Genomic DNA, 16813 nt, shown 5'->3' on the forward strand with positions numbered 1-16813 from the left:
AATGGTAAGGAGGAATAGAGTATGATTTCCATTAGCTTATGTATGATTGTAAGAAATGAAGAAGAAGTTATTGGTCGTTGTCTTGAGTCCGTCAAAGATATTGTAGATGAAATTAATATTGTTGATACGGGATCAACAGATAATACAAAGCAAGTGGTTGCACAGTATACAGGCCGAATTTTTGATTTTAAATGGATACATCACTTTGCAGCAGCACGGAACTTTTCCTTTCAACAAGCAACAAAGGATTACATCCTTTGGCTTGATGCAGACGATGTTTTTTTAGAGGAAGATCGCCAAAAATTAAAGGCACTCAAAGCATCTCTTAACTCTGATATTGATGCTGTTTCAATGAATTATCATTTAAGTTTCGATCATGAGGGAAATGCAGACGCCTTAATAAGAAGATATCGACTTGTCAGAAGGGAGAAGCAATTTCAATGGATTGGTGCTGTTCATGAATATTTAGAAGTTAGTGGTATGTTGTTTGATAGTGATGTCGCTGTTAGCCATTTACCATTAACACACGATCACTCCCGCAATATTACGATTTATAGACAACTGATTGAAGCTGGAGAAACACTATCACCACGTGATACATTTTATTTTGCTAATGAATTAGTAGATCATGGCCTGTTTGAGGAAGCTATTTATTATTATGAATTATTTTTAACGTCCAAATTAGGGTGGGTTGAAGATAACATTCGTGCCTGCTTAAAATTAGCAGATTGCTATTCCCATTTAAACGATAAAGAAAACAATCTCAGTGCTATACTACGAAGCTTTGAATACGATATCCCCAGACCAGAAGCCTGCTGTCGCCTAGGCTATCACTTTATGGAACAATCTAGAAATTACGAAGCTATCTTTTGGTATGAACAGGCTCTAGTTATTAAACAGAAGCCAAATGCCCCCTTTCAGAACAAAAGCTTTTCTACATGGCTACCCCACTTGCAGCTCTGTGTTCTTTACGACCGCTTACAACAATATGAACTGGCCAATGCCCATAATGAATTAGCGGGCTCGTTTATTCCAAATGACCCCAAAATTCTACACAATAAAGAATATTTCAAGCGCATTTTAACAATCATTCAAAATGACTCTTAAAAATATCAACAACCATCTAAAAAGTTTCAGCTCATCTTCACATGATAAACATCCAATTATCTTAAAAATATTTGCAACGAATCTATAAATAACTCTCTATTTACAAGTAATTAATAGTTATGTGTCTACCTCCTTTATCATTACGCAGAATACGATATTTGAGAGAGGAGGTGAGACTATGCATTTTGGAAATTTTAAAGATAGAGTTTGCAGTAGATGTCATTCATTTCCTTGTTGTTGTAAAACTGGTCCTATTCCAAGTTGTCCAATTTGGCCAGTGAAACCTACAGGACCGACTGGGGGAATAACTGGACCTACAGGTAGTACTGGGGCGACTGGCGCGACTGGGGCGACCGGGGTTACTGGCGTTACTGGCGCGACTGGGGTCACTGGTTCTACCGGAGTTACTGGGGCTACTGGGGCTACTGGGGCGACTGGCGTTACTGGCGCTACTGGCGCTACTGGCGCTACTGGTGTTACTGGCGCGACTGGTGTTAATGGGGCTACTGGCTCTACCGGCGTTACTGGCTCTACTGGGGTCACTGGGGCTACTGGTGTAACTGGCGTTACTGGGGCTACTGGGGCTACTGGGGCTACTGGGGCTACTGGCTCTACCGGCGTTACTGGCTCTACTGGTGCAACCGGGGCTACTGGCGTTACTGGTGTTAATGGGGCTACTGGTGTAACTGGTTCTACTGGGGCTACTGGGGCTACTGGGGCTACTGGGACTACTGGGGCTACTGGCGTTACTGGCGCTACTGGGGTCACTGGGGCTACTGGCGCGACTGGTGTTAATGGGGCTACTGGCTCTACCGGCGTTACTGGGGCTACTGGGGCTACTGGGGCTACTGGGGCTACTGGTGTTACTGGCTCTACCGGCGTTACTGGCGCGACTGGGGTCACTGGGGCGACTGGGGTCACTGGCGTTACTGGCGTTACTGGCGTTACTGGCGCGACTGGGGCGACTGGGGCGACTGGCGCTACTGGTGTTACTGGCTCTACTGGCGCGACTGGCTCTACTGGTGCAACCGGGGCTACTGGCTCTACCGGCGTTACTGGTGTTACTGGTGTTACTGGCGTTACTGGTGTTACTGGTGTTACTGGCTCTACCGGCGTTACTGGCTCTACTGGGGTCACTGGGGCTACTGGTGTAACTGGCGTTACTGGTGTTACTGGCGTTACTGGCGTTACTGGCTCTACTGGTGCAACCGGGGCTACTGGCGTTACTGGAGCCACTGGCGTTACTGGGACTACTGGTGTAACTGGTTCTACTGGTGTAACTGGTTCTACTGGTGTAACTGGTTCTACTGGCTCTACTGGTGCAACTGGGGCTACCGGCGCTACTGGCTCTACTGGCGTTACTGGTGCTACTGGTGAGATCGGGGCTACTGGGGTCACTGGTTCTACTGGTGTTACTGGCGCTACTGGCTCTACCGGCGCTACTGGAGCCACTGGCGTTACTGGCTCTACTGGCATTACTGGAGCCACTGGCGTTACTGGCTCTACTGGTGTAACTGGGGCTACTGGCGTTACTGGCTCTACTGGTGCTACCGGGGCTACTGGCGTTACTGGGGCCACTGGCGTTACTGGGACTACTGGTGTAACTGGTTCTACTGGCTCTACTGGCTCTACTGGTGCAACTGGGGCTACTGGCTCTACTGGCTCTACTGGCGTTACTGGTGCTACTGGTGAGATCGGGGCTACTGGGGTCACTGGTTCTACTGGCGTTACTGGCTTTACTGGCTCTACTGGTGTTACTGGGACTACTGGTGTAACTGGTGTTACAGGAGCTACTGGTGTAACTGGGGCTACGGGGGCTACTGGTGCAACCGGAGCTACTGGTGTTACTGGCGCTACTGGTGTTACTGGGGTTACTGGTGTTACTGGCGCTACCGGGGCTACTGGCTCTACTGGCTCTACTGGCTCTACTGGCTCTACTGGTGCAACCGGGGCTACTGGCATTACTGGAGCCACTGGCGTTACTGGTGTTACTGGTTCTACTGGCGCTACTGGTGCAACCGGGGCTACTGGCATTACTGGAGCCACTGGCGTTACTGGGACTACTGGTGTAACTGGTTCTACTGGGGCTACCGGCGTTACTGGGGCTACCGGCGTTGCTGGGGCTACTGGGGCGACTGGCACTACGGGAGCTACTGGCGTTACTGGCTCTACTGGGGCATTTGGAGCTACTGGAGCTACCGGCGCTACGGGGGTTACTGGCGCTACGGGTGTAACCGGAGCTACTGGCGCTACCGGCGTTACTGGGGTTACTGGGGTTACTGGGGTTACTGGCTTTACTGGCGCGACTGGGACTACTGGCGCAATTGGACCTACTGGGGTGACTGGTACTACTGGCGCAATTGGACCTACTGGGGTGACTGGTACTACTGGCGCAATTGGACCTACTGGGGTGACTGGTACTACTGGGCCTGCATTTACTGAAGGGTTCTCTGCCTTTAAAAACTCGTTGACTGTTAGTGGATCTACTCCAATCACTAACTGGAGTGTCGCTTCACCATACTTTACAACACCTGCTTTCAATCCAACAACTGGTATATTCACTGTACCAACTACAGGTAGGTATTCCTTTGAAGCAACCATTAACTACTCCACTGCTGCGGCTATTAGCGTTACTTTAGGAGCAGGAATAAACCCTTCATTTGCAATTAGACAAAATGCTACTACAAATTTAATTAGTGGCTTGTTCCCTGTACTAAACGTCAATGTGGCACTTGTATTAACATTACGCGCAGTTCTTGGAAATGGCACAATCACTTTAGCAGGAGAAGTGGATTTAAATGCTGGAGATACGATCGATTTGTTCTATGAAGCCAATGGATTGACCATCTCTCTTACACTAGGCGGCGCTAACTCTGGTGGTATTGTTTGGTCATGTCATCGAATTTCTTAGGGCTAGGACATTAATAAGCAATACAATTCTTAGAAGAAATAGCCAACCTCAAAATAGTGGTTGGCTATTTCTTTGACAATATAAAAGATGGTACAAACATTGATAATAAATGTTTGTCCCATCTGATTTGTATTACTTGAAGATTTCCATTAATACTTCATTTGCAACCTGTTTACCTTGCTGCACACACTCTGGAATCGATATCCCTTCAAACGAGCTTCCTGCTAGCTTTACTGTTGGAAAATGTTCTTGTAGTTCCTGCTTGATACGAAGGACTTTCGCCTCGTGTCCAACTGTATATTGTGGCATCGCATTTTTCCAACGTGTTACAACAGTTGTAATAGGTTCGCCATCGATACCAATCGTTTTCTTTAAATCCTGAAGCACAGTTTTTTCAATCTCCGTATCCGATAAAGCCACAATCGCTTCGTCGCCCACTCGACCAATATAACTACGTAATAATACATAATCCTCTGGTGAAGTACCTGGCCATTTTCGATTCATCCAAGTACAAGAAGTAATCGAAAAATCACTATTTCTAGAGACATAAAAAGAAAGAGCATCTAAATCACCGAGCTGTTCCTTTTTAAAGGCCATTGTAACGGTAGCAATAGTCGCAGCCTTCATTGTCCCCAATTCATGTAATAGACTTAGCTTGCTAAACATTTTTTCAGCCATATTAAAAGGGGTAGCAATAATAACAGCATCCGCTTTGATATGCGAGAAATTATTGAGCATCACCTGAACTGAGCCATCCTTACCATGCTCTATTTCCTCTACTTTGACACCCTTCATCACGGTCCCCGGAAGTAGTGATTCTTCTATACTTTCGATGAGTGTTTCTAGGCCATTGCTAAAGGTTTGAAAGATTCCTTTATTTTCAGCTATCTGATGATTGCTTAAGAAATTCGTTCCTGACTTCTTCATACCAATTAGCAAACTACGATATTTTTGTTCTAAACTATAAAGCTGTGGGAATGTTGAACTCATACTTAATTGCTCAATATCCCCTGCAAATGTACCCGCTAGTAAGGGCTCTACTAGATTTTCCACAACCTCCGCACCAAATCTTCTTCTAAAAAACGCTCCTAATGGTTGATCGTCATCCTGTGTAGAACGGGGAATGAAAAAGTCCCCCGCCGCACGAACTTTACCACTAAGTGAAAACAAGCCTGACGTTATAAATGAAGAGATATGGGGTGTCTCTCCTGATAGGAGATGACTAGGTATTGGGTATAACTGACTACCAACAGCAACATAGTTTGGCCCCGCATTACTTGTTAATAGTTTCTGTTCGATCCCTAGATCCTTTGCTAAAGCATTGACATAATTTTCACGATCAAAAAAAGATTCTGGCCCACGCTCAATAATAAAGCCATCTTTTCTTAGAGTTTGAATTTTTCCGCCAAGACGTAATGACGACTCGACAAGTACGATATCTAATGGCAATTCTTTTGCGCTTGCTTCTTTTTGCATATAGAACGCAGCTGTAAGGCCTGTAATGCCACCGCCTACGACAACTACCTTTCGTCTTTTCTGAGTCACCAACATCATCACTTTCTTTTCGCTTAGCTTAATTTTTTATGAATCGCCTCTACCATCGCATCAATAAATAATGGGTGTGTATTTGGCATTGCTGGACGATAGTATTTTGCACCAAGTTCATCACAAACAACTTTACATTCAAAATCGTTGTCATACAACACTTCTAAATGCTCTGTTACAAAACCTACTGGTGTATAAACAAATGAACGGAAGCCTTTTTCTTCAAATAGCTCACGTGTCAAGTCTTGAACATCTGGACCAATCCAAGGCTCTGGTGTTTGGCCTGCTGATTGCCAGCCAACCTCTACATTTTTTAAACCTGTCGCAGCTTGAATAAGACGAGCTGTTTCAATAAGTTGATCTTCATATGGATCACCTAAGTTTTTAATTTTTTCAGGCAATGAATGTGCTGACACAATTAGACAAGCTGTTTCACGTTCTTCTTCTGACATTGCATTGAATGTCTCATTCACTTGTTGTTTCCAGTACTCAATGAATTTCGGCTCGTCATACCAAGATTCTACAGAAGTAATCTTTAAGCGACCTCCTGCTGCCTCTTCAGCACGACCATTATAAGACTTAATAGAGAAAGTAGAGAAATGAGGAGCTAAAACAATAGAAACCGCTTCTTTTATGCCCTCTGCTACCATTTGCTCAACTGCATCTTCTATAAATGGATGAATATGTTTTAAACCAATAAACAATTTATATTCTACAGCATCCTGTACTTCGTTCAAACGTGCACATAATGCTTCAGCTTGTGCTTCTGTTGCCGCAGCTAATGGAGATAAACCACCGATTGCTTCATAGCGGCTACGTAAATCTTCTAAATGCTCTGCAGAAGGTTTACGTCCATGACGAATATGCGTATAGTAAGGTTCAATATCTTCTTCTTTATAAGGTGTTCCGTATGCCATTACTAGTAAGCCTTTAACTTCTTTCATTACCCTTTTCACCTCTAAAATTGTTTTATGTTTTCATATATTATGTGATAAAAAGAAGCTGCCCAATCTTGATTATTGGACAGCTCCTTTTCTACATTGAAATTAAAATTTCCTATATAGAAAAGGACATATTATTCACATTTGATTGACTTCTATAAAGAACGAGCATGAATTTGTTGAGCACTATATTCATGAATAAGCGTTGTAAGACGTTTTAAGACATCCGGGTCAACCTCTGGGAAAACACCATGGCCTAGATTAAAGATATGACCTGGCATTTCTAGACCTTGATCGATAATATCTTTTGTTCGTTTTTCAATAATTGACCAATCTGCAAGTAATAGGGATGGATCTAAGTTTCCTTGTACAGGTTTTGTAATACCATTGGCACGCGCGTCTTTAATAGGTAAACGCCAGTCTAAGCCCACAACATCAATCGGTAAATCATTCCATTCTTTTGCCAAATGGCTAGCACCAACTCCAAATTGAATTAGTGGTACATTTTCTTTTTGCAACTCTGCAAAAATACGAGTCATAATCGGTTTAATAAATACACGGTAATCCTCTACATTTAAGGCTCCAACCCATGAGTCGAACACTTGGATAGCTTTTGCACCAGCTTTAATTTGAGCCGTTACATCTGCAATAATCATGTCAGCAAGTTTATCCATTAAAGCAAACCAAGCTTGAGGTTCTGATACCATAAATGACTTTGTTTTATTATAGTTTCTTGAAGGACCACCTTCAATCATGTAGCTTGCAAGTGTAAATGGTGCTCCAGCAAAGCCGATTAAAGGCACATTCAATTGCTCTTCTGCAAGTAACTTGATTGTCTCTAAAACAAATGGTGTATGCTCTTTGGCATTGAATTCACCTAATTTTTCTACATCTGCTACTGACCGAATAGGATTAGAAATAACAGGACCAACACCTGCCTTAATTTTCACATCTATCCCGATTCCAGGGAGAGGTGTGACAATATCTTTATATAAAATTGCAGCATCCACATTGTAATTCTCTACAGGTAGACGAGTGACATACGCACATAGCTCTGGTTGATGTGTAATTTCCTCTAAGGAATACTTTTCTTTAATTGCACGGTATTCTGGCTGAGAACGTCCTGCCTGACGCATATACCAAACAGGTGTATGTGCGGTCCTTTCTCCACGTGCAGCACGTAGAAGTGTATCATTAAAAGTTGTCATGAATAGTTCCTTCCCCTCGTTAAATTCTTACTATAAAAAATCGCTTGTTTATTCCTTTATTATTGATATCCGTTTCCAATAGTAAACGCTTCCTCTGTTATTGTATAGTTTTCCTAGTGAAATGTCATAAAATTGTTCTTTCTCGACATATTCTTTTTGAACGGAGCGTTAGACTTACACCAGAAAGGGTATAATCACGCTATATTAGTAAGATTCATAAGGAGGATAAATTCATGTATATTTATTTAACTTCTGGTACTGGTGATTTTTTGGAGCAGGTAAAAAATAAGTATCCTAATGAGCATATGATTTTATTTCATGGGGAAGGAAACTCTGTACTGATACATGAAACCGAAGGAAAAACAGTATTTGCGACACCCCGTAAATTTGAAGTGCTGGATGCAGTAAATGATTTAGAGGAACGTGGTTTCTTTGTTTTCAATAATATTCCTGTAACAGATGAAGGACGGCCAGTTTTCGAGCACCGCTTTTTAGAACGATCACGCGCTATTGAAAATGAGCCTGGCTTTGTTGCATTTCGTTTATTACGTCCAATCAAGAGTGAGACTTATATTGTCATGACTCAATGGAATGGACCACATTCATTTGAAGCTTGGAAAAGCTCGAAAGCATTTGAATCAGCTCATGCTAAAACAGATGACTCAACTGCCGTACGCCAGCAAAATATCTTTTCAGCAGCTTCTTATGTCACAACTTACAATGCAATACCAAAAGAAGATATTGAGTAGCTAATATAAAAGCTCATTTTCCGAATGTTTGCATTGGAAAATGAGCTTTTCAATTTGTCAGCTATAGCCTTTTCATTTGGACATTTTGGCTGTTAATTCACTAATCACCAAAACTATAATAACGGCTATATAAAACATCGGCTGTGTAATGGCGCACAAACCTACAATAATGGCTTGAGTAATCATTGCTAAACGCACAATTTGCTTCACAGCTAGTTGACGAGCATGCTCTGGTAACGGATAGAGCATGTCCATTCGAAATTCGCCACTGGATAGCAAAGCTTGTTTTAACTGAATTGTTGTGGCAAAGCTTAGTGCACCCGCTACAATCCATGTAACGACAGGAATGTCTACAAAAGCTGCAATGATTGCTGAAATGGCCGTAAGACGAAGCCATAAATAGAAATGGTCATCTGTCCGGACAAAGGTACGAAACACCAAATACTTTTGAGCATTCCCCTTACCATACGGTACAAATCGATAAAGCCAGTCCATCCAGCTTCGACGTCGAATGCTACCGTGTAAATGAGGTACGTCTGTAAAATAATTGGCAAAACGATAGAAGCTCATCATACGATTTTGTTCAAGCTTGACAAAATGCTCATACGGCACAGGTTCGCCAGCTGATTTTTTACTAAAGACAATAATATATATAACACTAATAACTGTAGCTACTACAGCTAATAGCAACTGTGCATGGAGCGCCATATAAATAGCAGCCACAAAAATGACAGCTCGAATAAACCTGTCCACCCAAACCATTTGCCCTCGTTCACTATAACGATAGCTGAATTCTCCTCGAACACTTAGATATTTCAATACAATGGTAAGTAAAAAGATCGTCCATATTTCCACCGTGGATAATTCCGTCACGGCTTTTAATAATGGAATACTAACAATATAGACAATCGCTACAATCCACACCTGAGACCAAAACGTCCAAGCCAGCGCCTTGCTGAAGTACAGAGACATTTTTGATTCTAAAGGTAATAAGTATACTTGATCTGGCTCTCTCAACAATGTAGTTGGACGGCTAAAGGCCAATATCGCCCCAATGATAACAGCTATCACGATTTCTGCTGGAAAGTCTTTTTGAACAACTTTCAGCCATTCGCTATATTGATAGCCCCCTGCTCCTATTAGAAATACAAGTACAATGACTATATGCCCTGTAAATATAAATTGCATATATTTTTGTACTTCTCCTATATAATGCATGAAGCGAGAGGACCATACATCACGCAAGTTCTTCATGGTCCCGCTCCTTTGTCATAGCAATATAAAGGTCATCTAATGTCGCATACGGCATAGCAAATGATTGACGTAAATCAGCCATTGTTCCTTGTGCTCGTACTCTTCCTTCATGCAATAAAATAATGCGATCACAATGCTTCTCAGCTGTCGATAGAATATGTGTAGACATTAATATAGAAGCACCTTCTTTTTTCTTTTCATCCATTTGGTCTAATAACGATTGAATACCTAGTGGATCCAATCCCACAAAAGGCTCATCAATAATATATAGACTTGGATTCACTAAAAAGGCACACATAATCATAACTTTTTGACGCATTCCCTTCGAAAAATGTGAAGGAAACCAATTTAATCTCTTCTCCATTCGAAACTCTTTTAACAGCACCTCAGAACGAGCAGCCAGGGTAGCTTTGTCAATACCGTAAGCCATCGCTGTTAATTCTAAATGCTCTCTTAATGTTAGCTCATCGTATAAAACAGGGGTTTCAGGGATATAAGAAAAAGCTGTACGATACTTGTCCGTATCTTCCTTTAATGTCACACCATTTAGACGAATGTCCCCTTCCTTTGGCAACATTGTTCCTATAATATGTTTAATCGTTGTACTTTTACCCGCTCCATTTAAGCCGATTAAGCCAACTAATTCACCTTTTCCAATCGTAAAAGATAGATCTCTAATAACAGGTTTTCTTGTATAACCACCTGTTACATGCTGTACCTCTAATACTGACATATTCTCACTCCTCTTCTTGTTTTATATTTTATCAAAAATTAGCAAATGATACAGGTTTGAGTATGATAGAATGTACTTACATATACGTTAAGGGGGAAATTCTTATGAGCGATTGCCTATTTTGCAAAATTATTGACGGATCAATTCCAAGCACAAAAATTTATGAAGACGATCATGTCTATGCATTCACGGACATTTCACCTGTTGCAAAAGGACACACACTATTAATTCCTAAGCATCACTGCCAGGATCTATTCGAAATGCCAGAGGAAGTAGCACGTCATTTATATGCTGTTGCACCAAAAATCGCGAATGCTATTAAAGCAGCGTTTCAGCCAATTGGTTTGAATACAATTAATAACAACGGTGCTGCTGCTGGACAAACTGTTTTCCACTACCACTTACATTTTATTCCGCGTTACGATGAAAAAGAAGGGCTAGGCTTAATTTGGCAAACACAAACATACGCACCAGAGCAGTTGGCAGAAGTAGCAGAAAGTATTAAAGCCAATCTATAAGCCATTTGTAATATATTAACATCTGAATGTTCAGAATGCTGTATTGCAAATTTTTAAAATTTAGCGTACAATCACAAATAAGTTTCGCTAGCGGTCAAGAGGACACGCTAGGAGACAAATAGATTAGCATAGTCGAGGAGAGATTCAAATGAATACAAAGAATTTAGTATTAATGGCACTGTTAGTAGGTGTCGGTGCTGCTCTTTACGTGGTTACACCAGGAATGGTGAATGGGATGAAGCCTGATTTTATGTTAACCATGATGTTTATTGGTATTTTATTATTCCCAACAGTGAAAGAAACGTTCCTACTTTCTCTTTCAACAGGGGTACTTTCAGGTTTATTTACAACATTCCCAGCAGGTCTTGTTCCAAATATTATTGATAAAGCTGTTACTGGTTTTGTATTTTTAGCTGCTTTACTCATTCTCAAAAAACTGGCAGGTCACTTCGCCGTATCTGCTGTATTAGTTGGTTTGGGAACGATTCTTTCAGGAACTGTCTTTTTAGCAGTTGCACTTTTTGTATTCAATGCAAATGTTGGTGCAACGTTTGCGATGCTATTTATTGGCGTTGTCCTTCCAGCTGTCGTATTTAACGTTGTTGCTTTTGCAGTGATATATCCAATTGTTTCAAAATTAGTGAAGCGCTCCAAGTTCAATACAGCTATTTCTCAAATATCATAAATAAACACTTAAATAATCCAAAGAAACTAAACTGTGATGGCCAAATCACTCGTTTAGTTTCTTTTTTCTTTTTGTATTTATGCATTTCATGGTTTAATAGTAAATAAACATGACTAGAAATGAGGTATCTAATATGAAAGCAAAACCATTTTTACTAGGACTAACAACAGGAATTATCGGCGGGACAATTGCTGTGCTTTTCTCAACGCCGCAATCTGGGCAACAGCTACGTGCTTCTGTTAGACAAAATGTTTACCAAACAAAAGGTATGCTCCTTGATGTAAAACAACAAGTAGGAACTGTAAAACAATCTGTTAATACACTAACAAATGAAGTAAAAAATAATATCCCACAAATAATAAATGATTTAAAGCAAACAATTACGACTTTTACTGAAGAAATCGAACCAACGAAAAATAATTTGCAACAAGAATTAGATGCTTTACAGAATTCGATAAGCGAAATCGAGAAAAACATTGCACAAATTACGGAAAACAAGAAAAAACCTCAAGAAAAAGTTAGCGACTAAAGTCCTTATTCACAGTCGGATAATCTATTTTTTTACCAAAAACTATTGCTATAATATTATTTTTTAACCACTTTTCAATTTTTTAATTTTTCTAACTTTAAACTTTTTTTCTTTACTGCTATAATATTTTTAAAAATGTGAAAGAAAGCAGTAGGTGATGGCTTTGTCAGAGGAATTATATACACAAAAAGAAGCGATGCTTTATAGTCAAAGAATCGCACAGTTATCAAAAGCGCTGTGGAAAGCGGTTGAAAAGGATTGGCAACAATGGATTAAACCTTATGATTTAAATATTAATGAACACCATATTTTATGGATTTCATACCATTTAAAAGGTGCTTCCATTTCTGATGTTGCGAAATTTGGCGTTATGCATGTTTCTACAGCATTTAATTTCTCCAAAAAATTAGAAGAGCGTGGCTTTCTTAAGTTTTCCAAGCGTGATGACGATAAACGTAATACGTATGTTGAGCTTACAGAAGCCGGCACAGAGCTCATTGTAGAGATGAATAAAAACTACCATAATACGTACCATTCTGTACTTGAAGGGTCATTAGCATTAAAAGATTTATACGGCCGTTTCCCTGATTTTTTAGATGTAATGGCTGTTATTCGCAATATCTATGGTGAGGATTTCATCGATATTTTCGAACGCTCTTTCCAACATTTCCGTGATTCCTTTGACACGCTAGAAGAACGCACACCTGTAAAAGGATAAGACGAAGCTTCAAACTGCACATAATTTTTCCTGCAATTATTTATAAGTTGAACAAAAATGAGTTATACTGTTCATTCAGGAATGAGTCATGTGAAGGAGGTATTTCAGAAATATTTCTGAAGTGCCTCCTTTTTCTTGCATTCTAACATAATTCAATTTACATTAAATAGGACACTTCCTATTTCGGAGTTGATAAAAAACCATGCATTGCTGGAAAATTTTAAATTTAGAACATCATTACGGTACTACGCGTATTATTATAATGGGTGTCATTACTTTTTTAGTGGTCTTTTCTGTTTCGTATGTAACGTTTAATTTATTCAATGAAGAGCATTATACAGATCGACTATTCTGGCTCTTTGTAATAGCTGTGCTAACACTTTATCCCATTCATAAATTTTTGCACTTTGTGGCTCTATTTGATTTACGCCAGCATTTAAAATTACGCGTACGTAGTCAGTTTTATATAATTCCTGTTTTACACATGCGAATTCGAGAGCCTTTATCTAAAAATCGATACATCTTAGCATTACTTACGCCTTTTATCGTTCTAAATACTAGTATTATAGTTGGAACATGGCTTTTACCAGCCTATACCCATTATGGGACATTGCTGTTAGCCTATCACTGTAGTCTATGTCTGATTGATATCCTTTACGTGAAATATCTATTGAATTCACCTAAAAATTCGCAAATAGAAGAAACACCTAAAGGCTATGAAATTTTAGTTCCACCGACCGTTCACTAAATTGCTTGTACTTGTTTTTTATTGACGTTCTTTGTTATGCTATTACTATTGAAAGAGGGGAGGAATAGACTTGCTATTAATGATTGTAGTTCTATTCTCGGTATTCTATTTATTTCAAATTAATCGCATGACCTATGCTCTATGCATGCGACGTGAAATTCCCGAAGAAAACCAACCAAAAATATTCCGAACTATAAATATACTTATTACTATCCTACTTGTCTCATTCTACATTGAAATTTTATATGCAGTATAGCAGAAAAATCCATTACGCCTCGGCGTAATGGAATCTAATTTTTTCTGGCTTTTTTTGAAAAGCTCCTTTCAAAAACATGTGACATCCGCGCCCGTCCGCACGCTCGAAGATAAGTCGAGCCCCCCATGCAACAACTTTTACTAATCAATTAAATTGTTTAGAATCTAAGGCATGCGGCGCGAATGCCTACATTGTCAAGAAAAGCTAAGAGTTAAAGCTCTTAGCTTTTCGCTGTTTTATTAATTAGTATAGGAACGCTGCACCAACGATAATTAATAAAATAAATAACACAACTAATAAAGCAAAGCCTGAGCCGTAGCCACCGCCACCGTATCCTCCGTTGCCCATAACTTCACCCCCTTTCTTTTCTATATCCTATGCGCTTCAAAATTTGAAATATAGGCAATACTCAAGGGGGAACCATTTTGTTTTTAAATCGTTTATGTTATAGTAAAAAATGGACGAAACCATGTTAGGAGAGAATATCCACTATGAAAAAGACAGTTTTATCTTTAACTCTAGCTGCATCTGTATTAGCGCTTGGTGCTTGTAGCGGCGGAGACAGCAAAGCAATCGTTACTTCTAAAGTGGGCGATATTTCAGTAGCTGATTTTAATGAAAAGGCAAAAGCTTTAACAGGCTCATATGTAATGCAGCAAATGGTGACTGAAAAAGTTTTAGCTGACAAATATGAAGTAACAGATAAAGAAATCAAAGAAGCTTATGACACTACTGCATCACAATTTGGTGATGGCTTTTCACAAGCGCTTGCTGAAAGTGGCTTAACTGAACAGGGCTTTAAAGATTCTTTACGTGTTCAACTTCTTCAAGAAAAAGCTTTAAAAGATCAAGCAATTAAAGAAGAAGATGTGAAAAAATACTACGAGCAAATGAAAACAGAACTAAATGGTCGTCATATTTTAGTAGCAGATGAAAAAACAGCAAAAGAAGTGATTGCAAAAATTAAGGGTGGCGCTAAGTTTGAGGACGTTGCAAAAGAGTACTCAACAGATACTGGTTCTGCTCAAAAAGGTGGAGAGCTTGGATGGTTCTCTGTAGGTTCAATGGTTGACGAGTTTAACGATGCTGCTTATGCTCTTGAATTAAATACATTAAGTGAACCAGTAAAATCTAGCTTTGGTTACCACGTAATTGAAATTACGGACAAGCGTGATGTAAAAGGCGTAGGTTCATTTAAAGACGAAGAAGAAAACATTCGTTCAACTATGTTAAGTAAACTGAACCAAACTGGCGAAGCTCAAACGATTCTTAAAGATATTGTTGCAAAGATGGCTAAAGATGCAGATGTAAAAACATCTGATAAAGATTTAAAAGAATCACTTAAATTCTTTACAACAACAAGTGAAGAACAAGCAAAAGCAGCTGAAGAAGCAGCTAAAAAGGCTGAAGAAAATGCGCCAAAAGAGGATTCCGAAGATAAAGCAAAAGATACTGACAAGGAATCTAAATAACTTAGAGACGAGTCTATACAAAAAAGAAGCACCTGATATATCAGATGCTTCTTTTTCTTCTCTATTTTACTTTAAATTGGCTAATTTCAGTTTGTAGGTCGTTTGACATTGTTTGAAGAACATTTGCAGCACTTGCTATTTCCTCATTAGAGGCACTTTGCTGCTCAATTGATAAAGCAATATGCTGTATGCCTGAAGATGTGCCATTCGCTATGCCAACGACTTCTTTTACAGCCTCATCTGTTTGACTTGTTTTCTCATTGACACGCAAGACAATATCCTTTACTTCCTTTGTACGATGACTTATCTGTTGCAAATCTACGACTATATTTTTAAAGGTATCGCCTGTCTGTTCAACAGATTCACGCCCTTCCTCCACAAACTGCGTCCCACTATTAATAGCATAAACAGCACTGGAGGTTTGGTTTAAAATATCATCCACCAATGTTCGAATATTATCTGCAGCTTTTCCAGATTCCTCTGCTAGCTTTCTTACTTCATCTGCCACTACTGCAAAGCCTTTTCCAGCCTCTCCTGCACGAGCTGCTTCAATAGATGCATTCAATGCAAGCAGGTTTGTTTGATCTGTAATACTTGTAATCAGCGCTACAATCGTACTAATTTCCTTTGATTTTTCACCTAAAGCATTCACAACTTCGGTTGATTGATGAACAGATTCATTAATGGTATTCATTTTCTCAATCGTTTGCTCAATTAACTGTAATCCTAAATCAGCCTTTTGGTTCGTTTCATTCGCTATTGAGGCCACTGCCTGTACAGCAGAAGATGCATGATCCATATCTTTAGTGATTAAATGTGCCGATTCAGATAATAAATCCATTTGCCTTAATTGTCCTTCTGCACTGGAGGCAATTTCCCCAATGGCACTGGAGATAGTTTCAACTGTTTGACTGCTTTGCTCGGTAATCGTTGTAAATTCCTTTGTAAAGGCTGATACATCTGTCGATGCTTTATTCGTCTTTTCAATGACCGTGCCAATTTGCTCTAACATATGATTAAATTCAGTAGATAATTGACCAATTTCATCTTTCAATCGATCATCAATGCGAACAGTTAAATCGCCATCAGCAGCCAGTGTCATAGCATTTAACACACGCTTTACACGCCTTAAGACGATATACCTTGTACATAACGAAATAATTACTGTGCCGATAAATAACGAAATAAATGTATTGATGACAACCCCTGCACTACCATTTAAATGCACTACTTTCTCGAATTGACGACTAACAAATTCTGAAATATGGGAGCTAATAAACAAGCTTATGCCAATTGCTAATATCATTTTGAAAATTAAACTTTTCCAAAACTTAATTTTCCGTGAAAAAAGTCCCTCTGTATCCATTACTTTTCCCCATTCCTATAATTTCTCTCTCTATTCTAAAATAAATATTCACATTGGTACAATAGTTAGGCAC

General features: G+C 39.7%; 17 protein-coding genes. 10 read left to right on the forward strand and 7 right to left on the reverse strand.

Annotated elements, in window-relative coordinates; translation table 11 throughout:
- The first annotated feature begins 21 nt into the window (after positions 1 to 21).
- Entirely contained in the window at positions 22 to 1107 is a 1086-nt protein-coding gene (locus tag MKZ14_RS18425) for a glycosyltransferase family 2 protein (RefSeq protein WP_339280320.1), read from the forward strand.
- 178 nt (positions 1108 to 1285) lie between these two features.
- Positions 1286 to 4018, forward strand: a complete 2733-nt coding sequence (locus tag MKZ14_RS18430; protein ID WP_339280321.1) for a collagen-like protein — start codon at positions 1286 to 1288, stop codon at positions 4016 to 4018.
- Between the two features lie 132 nt (positions 4019 to 4150).
- Here MKZ14_RS18430 and hemY read toward each other — a convergent pair whose 3' ends face one another.
- The 3 genes from hemY to hemE all read right to left on the reverse strand — a co-directional run bounded on the left by hemY (position 4151) and on the right by hemE (position 7712).
- A complete protein-coding gene (hemY, locus tag MKZ14_RS18435; protein ID WP_333006813.1) occupies positions 4151 to 5572 on the reverse strand; it encodes a protoporphyrinogen oxidase in 1422 nt (473 codons plus the stop codon).
- A 14-nt stretch (positions 5573 to 5586) separates the two neighbouring features.
- A complete protein-coding gene (gene hemH, locus MKZ14_RS18440) occupies positions 5587 to 6507 on the reverse strand; it encodes a ferrochelatase (RefSeq protein WP_339280322.1) in 921 nt (306 codons plus the stop codon).
- 152 nt (positions 6508 to 6659) lie between these two features.
- Positions 6660 to 7712 (reverse strand): uroporphyrinogen decarboxylase, encoded by a 1053-nt coding sequence (gene hemE / locus MKZ14_RS18445; protein ID WP_016994888.1) that lies wholly within the window; start codon positions 7710 to 7712, stop codon positions 6660 to 6662.
- A 233-nt stretch (positions 7713 to 7945) separates the two neighbouring features.
- On the opposite strand from hemE, the gene MKZ14_RS18450 reads away from it, so the two are divergent.
- On the forward strand, positions 7946 to 8461 hold the full coding sequence (locus tag MKZ14_RS18450; RefSeq protein ID WP_339280323.1) for an antibiotic biosynthesis monooxygenase: 516 nt from the start codon (positions 7946 to 7948) through the stop codon (positions 8459 to 8461).
- 72 nt (positions 8462 to 8533) lie between these two features.
- Here MKZ14_RS18450 and MKZ14_RS18455 read toward each other — a convergent pair whose 3' ends face one another.
- Complete coding sequence (locus MKZ14_RS18455; protein ID WP_016994890.1) at positions 8534 to 9715, reverse strand: ABC transporter permease; 1182 nt, start codon at positions 9713 to 9715, stop codon at positions 8534 to 8536.
- Positions 9699 to 10448, reverse strand: a complete 750-nt coding sequence (locus tag MKZ14_RS18460; RefSeq protein ID WP_339280324.1) for an ABC transporter ATP-binding protein — start codon at positions 10446 to 10448, stop codon at positions 9699 to 9701. Before MKZ14_RS18460 ends, MKZ14_RS18455 begins: the two co-directional genes overlap by 17 nt.
- Before the next feature lie 104 nt (positions 10449 to 10552).
- On the opposite strand from MKZ14_RS18460, the gene MKZ14_RS18465 reads away from it, so the two are divergent.
- From MKZ14_RS18465 to MKZ14_RS18490, 6 genes are all read left to right on the forward strand, one after another.
- Positions 10553 to 10966: an HIT family protein gene (locus tag MKZ14_RS18465; RefSeq protein WP_016994891.1), complete on the forward strand. Its 414-nt coding sequence runs from the start codon at positions 10553 to 10555 to the stop codon at positions 10964 to 10966.
- A gap of 148 nt (positions 10967 to 11114) precedes the next feature.
- Positions 11115 to 11651 carry a tryptophan transporter gene (locus tag MKZ14_RS18470; RefSeq protein WP_016994892.1) on the forward strand — a complete coding sequence of 179 codons (537 nt, stop codon included), beginning with the start codon at positions 11115 to 11117 and terminating at the stop codon, positions 11649 to 11651.
- Between the two features lie 133 nt (positions 11652 to 11784).
- Positions 11785 to 12180: a YtxH domain-containing protein gene (locus MKZ14_RS18475; protein ID WP_016994893.1), complete on the forward strand. Its 396-nt coding sequence runs from the start codon at positions 11785 to 11787 to the stop codon at positions 12178 to 12180.
- Between the two features lie 157 nt (positions 12181 to 12337).
- On the forward strand, positions 12338 to 12898 hold the full coding sequence (locus tag MKZ14_RS18480; RefSeq protein ID WP_016992097.1) for an HTH-type transcriptional regulator Hpr: 561 nt from the start codon (positions 12338 to 12340) through the stop codon (positions 12896 to 12898).
- Between the two features lie 202 nt (positions 12899 to 13100).
- On the forward strand, positions 13101 to 13646 hold the full coding sequence (locus MKZ14_RS18485) for a DUF3267 domain-containing protein (protein WP_036075845.1): 546 nt from the start codon (positions 13101 to 13103) through the stop codon (positions 13644 to 13646).
- A 70-nt stretch (positions 13647 to 13716) separates the two neighbouring features.
- Positions 13717 to 13902 carry a hypothetical protein gene (locus MKZ14_RS18490; RefSeq protein ID WP_008173337.1) on the forward strand — a complete coding sequence of 62 codons (186 nt, stop codon included), beginning with the start codon at positions 13717 to 13719 and terminating at the stop codon, positions 13900 to 13902.
- A 243-nt stretch (positions 13903 to 14145) separates the two neighbouring features.
- Here MKZ14_RS18490 and MKZ14_RS18495 read toward each other — a convergent pair whose 3' ends face one another.
- Complete coding sequence (locus MKZ14_RS18495; protein ID WP_004230765.1) at positions 14146 to 14250, reverse strand: YjcZ family sporulation protein; 105 nt, start codon at positions 14248 to 14250, stop codon at positions 14146 to 14148.
- A 143-nt stretch (positions 14251 to 14393) separates the two neighbouring features.
- On the opposite strand from MKZ14_RS18495, the gene MKZ14_RS18500 reads away from it, so the two are divergent.
- Entirely contained in the window at positions 14394 to 15374 is a 981-nt protein-coding gene (locus MKZ14_RS18500; RefSeq protein WP_016992099.1) for a peptidylprolyl isomerase, read from the forward strand.
- 61 nt (positions 15375 to 15435) lie between these two features.
- Here MKZ14_RS18500 and MKZ14_RS18505 read toward each other — a convergent pair whose 3' ends face one another.
- Positions 15436 to 16740 carry a HAMP domain-containing methyl-accepting chemotaxis protein gene (locus MKZ14_RS18505; RefSeq protein WP_036075847.1) on the reverse strand — a complete coding sequence of 435 codons (1305 nt, stop codon included), beginning with the start codon at positions 16738 to 16740 and terminating at the stop codon, positions 15436 to 15438.
- Between the last annotated feature and the right edge of the window lie 73 nt (positions 16741 to 16813).

The organism is Lysinibacillus sp. FSL P2-0066 (genome assembly GCF_037969495.1).
GTDB classification, from domain to species: domain Bacteria; phylum Bacillota; class Bacilli; order Bacillales_A; family Planococcaceae; genus Lysinibacillus; species Lysinibacillus boronitolerans.

What these genes read in the sequence shown, in the direction of transcription:
- MKZ14_RS18465 (WP_016994891.1), top strand. Translation starts at nt 10,553, where the DNA reads ATGAGCGATTGCCTATTTTGCAAAATTATTGACGGATCAATTCCAAGC.
- MKZ14_RS18470 (WP_016994892.1), top strand. Translation starts at nt 11,115, where the DNA reads ATGAATACAAAGAATTTAGTATTAATGGCACTGTTAGTAGGTGTCGGT.
- hemY (WP_333006813.1), bottom strand. Translation starts at nt 5,572, where the DNA reads ATGATGTTGGTGACTCAGAAAAGACGAAAGGTAGTTGTCGTAGGCGGT.
- MKZ14_RS18500 (WP_016992099.1), top strand. Translation starts at nt 14,394, where the DNA reads ATGAAAAAGACAGTTTTATCTTTAACTCTAGCTGCATCTGTATTAGCG.
- MKZ14_RS18480 (WP_016992097.1), top strand. Translation starts at nt 12,338, where the DNA reads ATGGCTTTGTCAGAGGAATTATATACACAAAAAGAAGCGATGCTTTAT.
- hemH (WP_339280322.1), bottom strand. Translation starts at nt 6,507, where the DNA reads ATGAAAGAAGTTAAAGGCTTACTAGTAATGGCATACGGAACACCTTAT.
- MKZ14_RS18425 (WP_339280320.1), top strand. Translation starts at nt 22, where the DNA reads ATGATTTCCATTAGCTTATGTATGATTGTAAGAAATGAAGAAGAAGTT.
- MKZ14_RS18460 (WP_339280324.1), bottom strand. Translation starts at nt 10,448, where the DNA reads ATGTCAGTATTAGAGGTACAGCATGTAACAGGTGGTTATACAAGAAAA.
- MKZ14_RS18505 (WP_036075847.1), bottom strand. Translation starts at nt 16,740, where the DNA reads ATGGATACAGAGGGACTTTTTTCACGGAAAATTAAGTTTTGGAAAAGT.
- MKZ14_RS18475 (WP_016994893.1), top strand. Translation starts at nt 11,785, where the DNA reads ATGAAAGCAAAACCATTTTTACTAGGACTAACAACAGGAATTATCGGC.
- MKZ14_RS18430 (WP_339280321.1), top strand. Translation starts at nt 1,286, where the DNA reads ATGCATTTTGGAAATTTTAAAGATAGAGTTTGCAGTAGATGTCATTCA.
- MKZ14_RS18450 (WP_339280323.1), top strand. Translation starts at nt 7,946, where the DNA reads ATGTATATTTATTTAACTTCTGGTACTGGTGATTTTTTGGAGCAGGTA.
- MKZ14_RS18455 (WP_016994890.1), bottom strand. Translation starts at nt 9,715, where the DNA reads ATGAAGAACTTGCGTGATGTATGGTCCTCTCGCTTCATGCATTATATA.
- hemE (WP_016994888.1), bottom strand. Translation starts at nt 7,712, where the DNA reads ATGACAACTTTTAATGATACACTTCTACGTGCTGCACGTGGAGAAAGG.
- MKZ14_RS18485 (WP_036075845.1), top strand. Translation starts at nt 13,101, where the DNA reads ATGCATTGCTGGAAAATTTTAAATTTAGAACATCATTACGGTACTACG.
- MKZ14_RS18495 (WP_004230765.1), bottom strand. Translation starts at nt 14,250, where the DNA reads ATGGGCAACGGAGGATACGGTGGCGGTGGCTACGGCTCAGGCTTTGCT.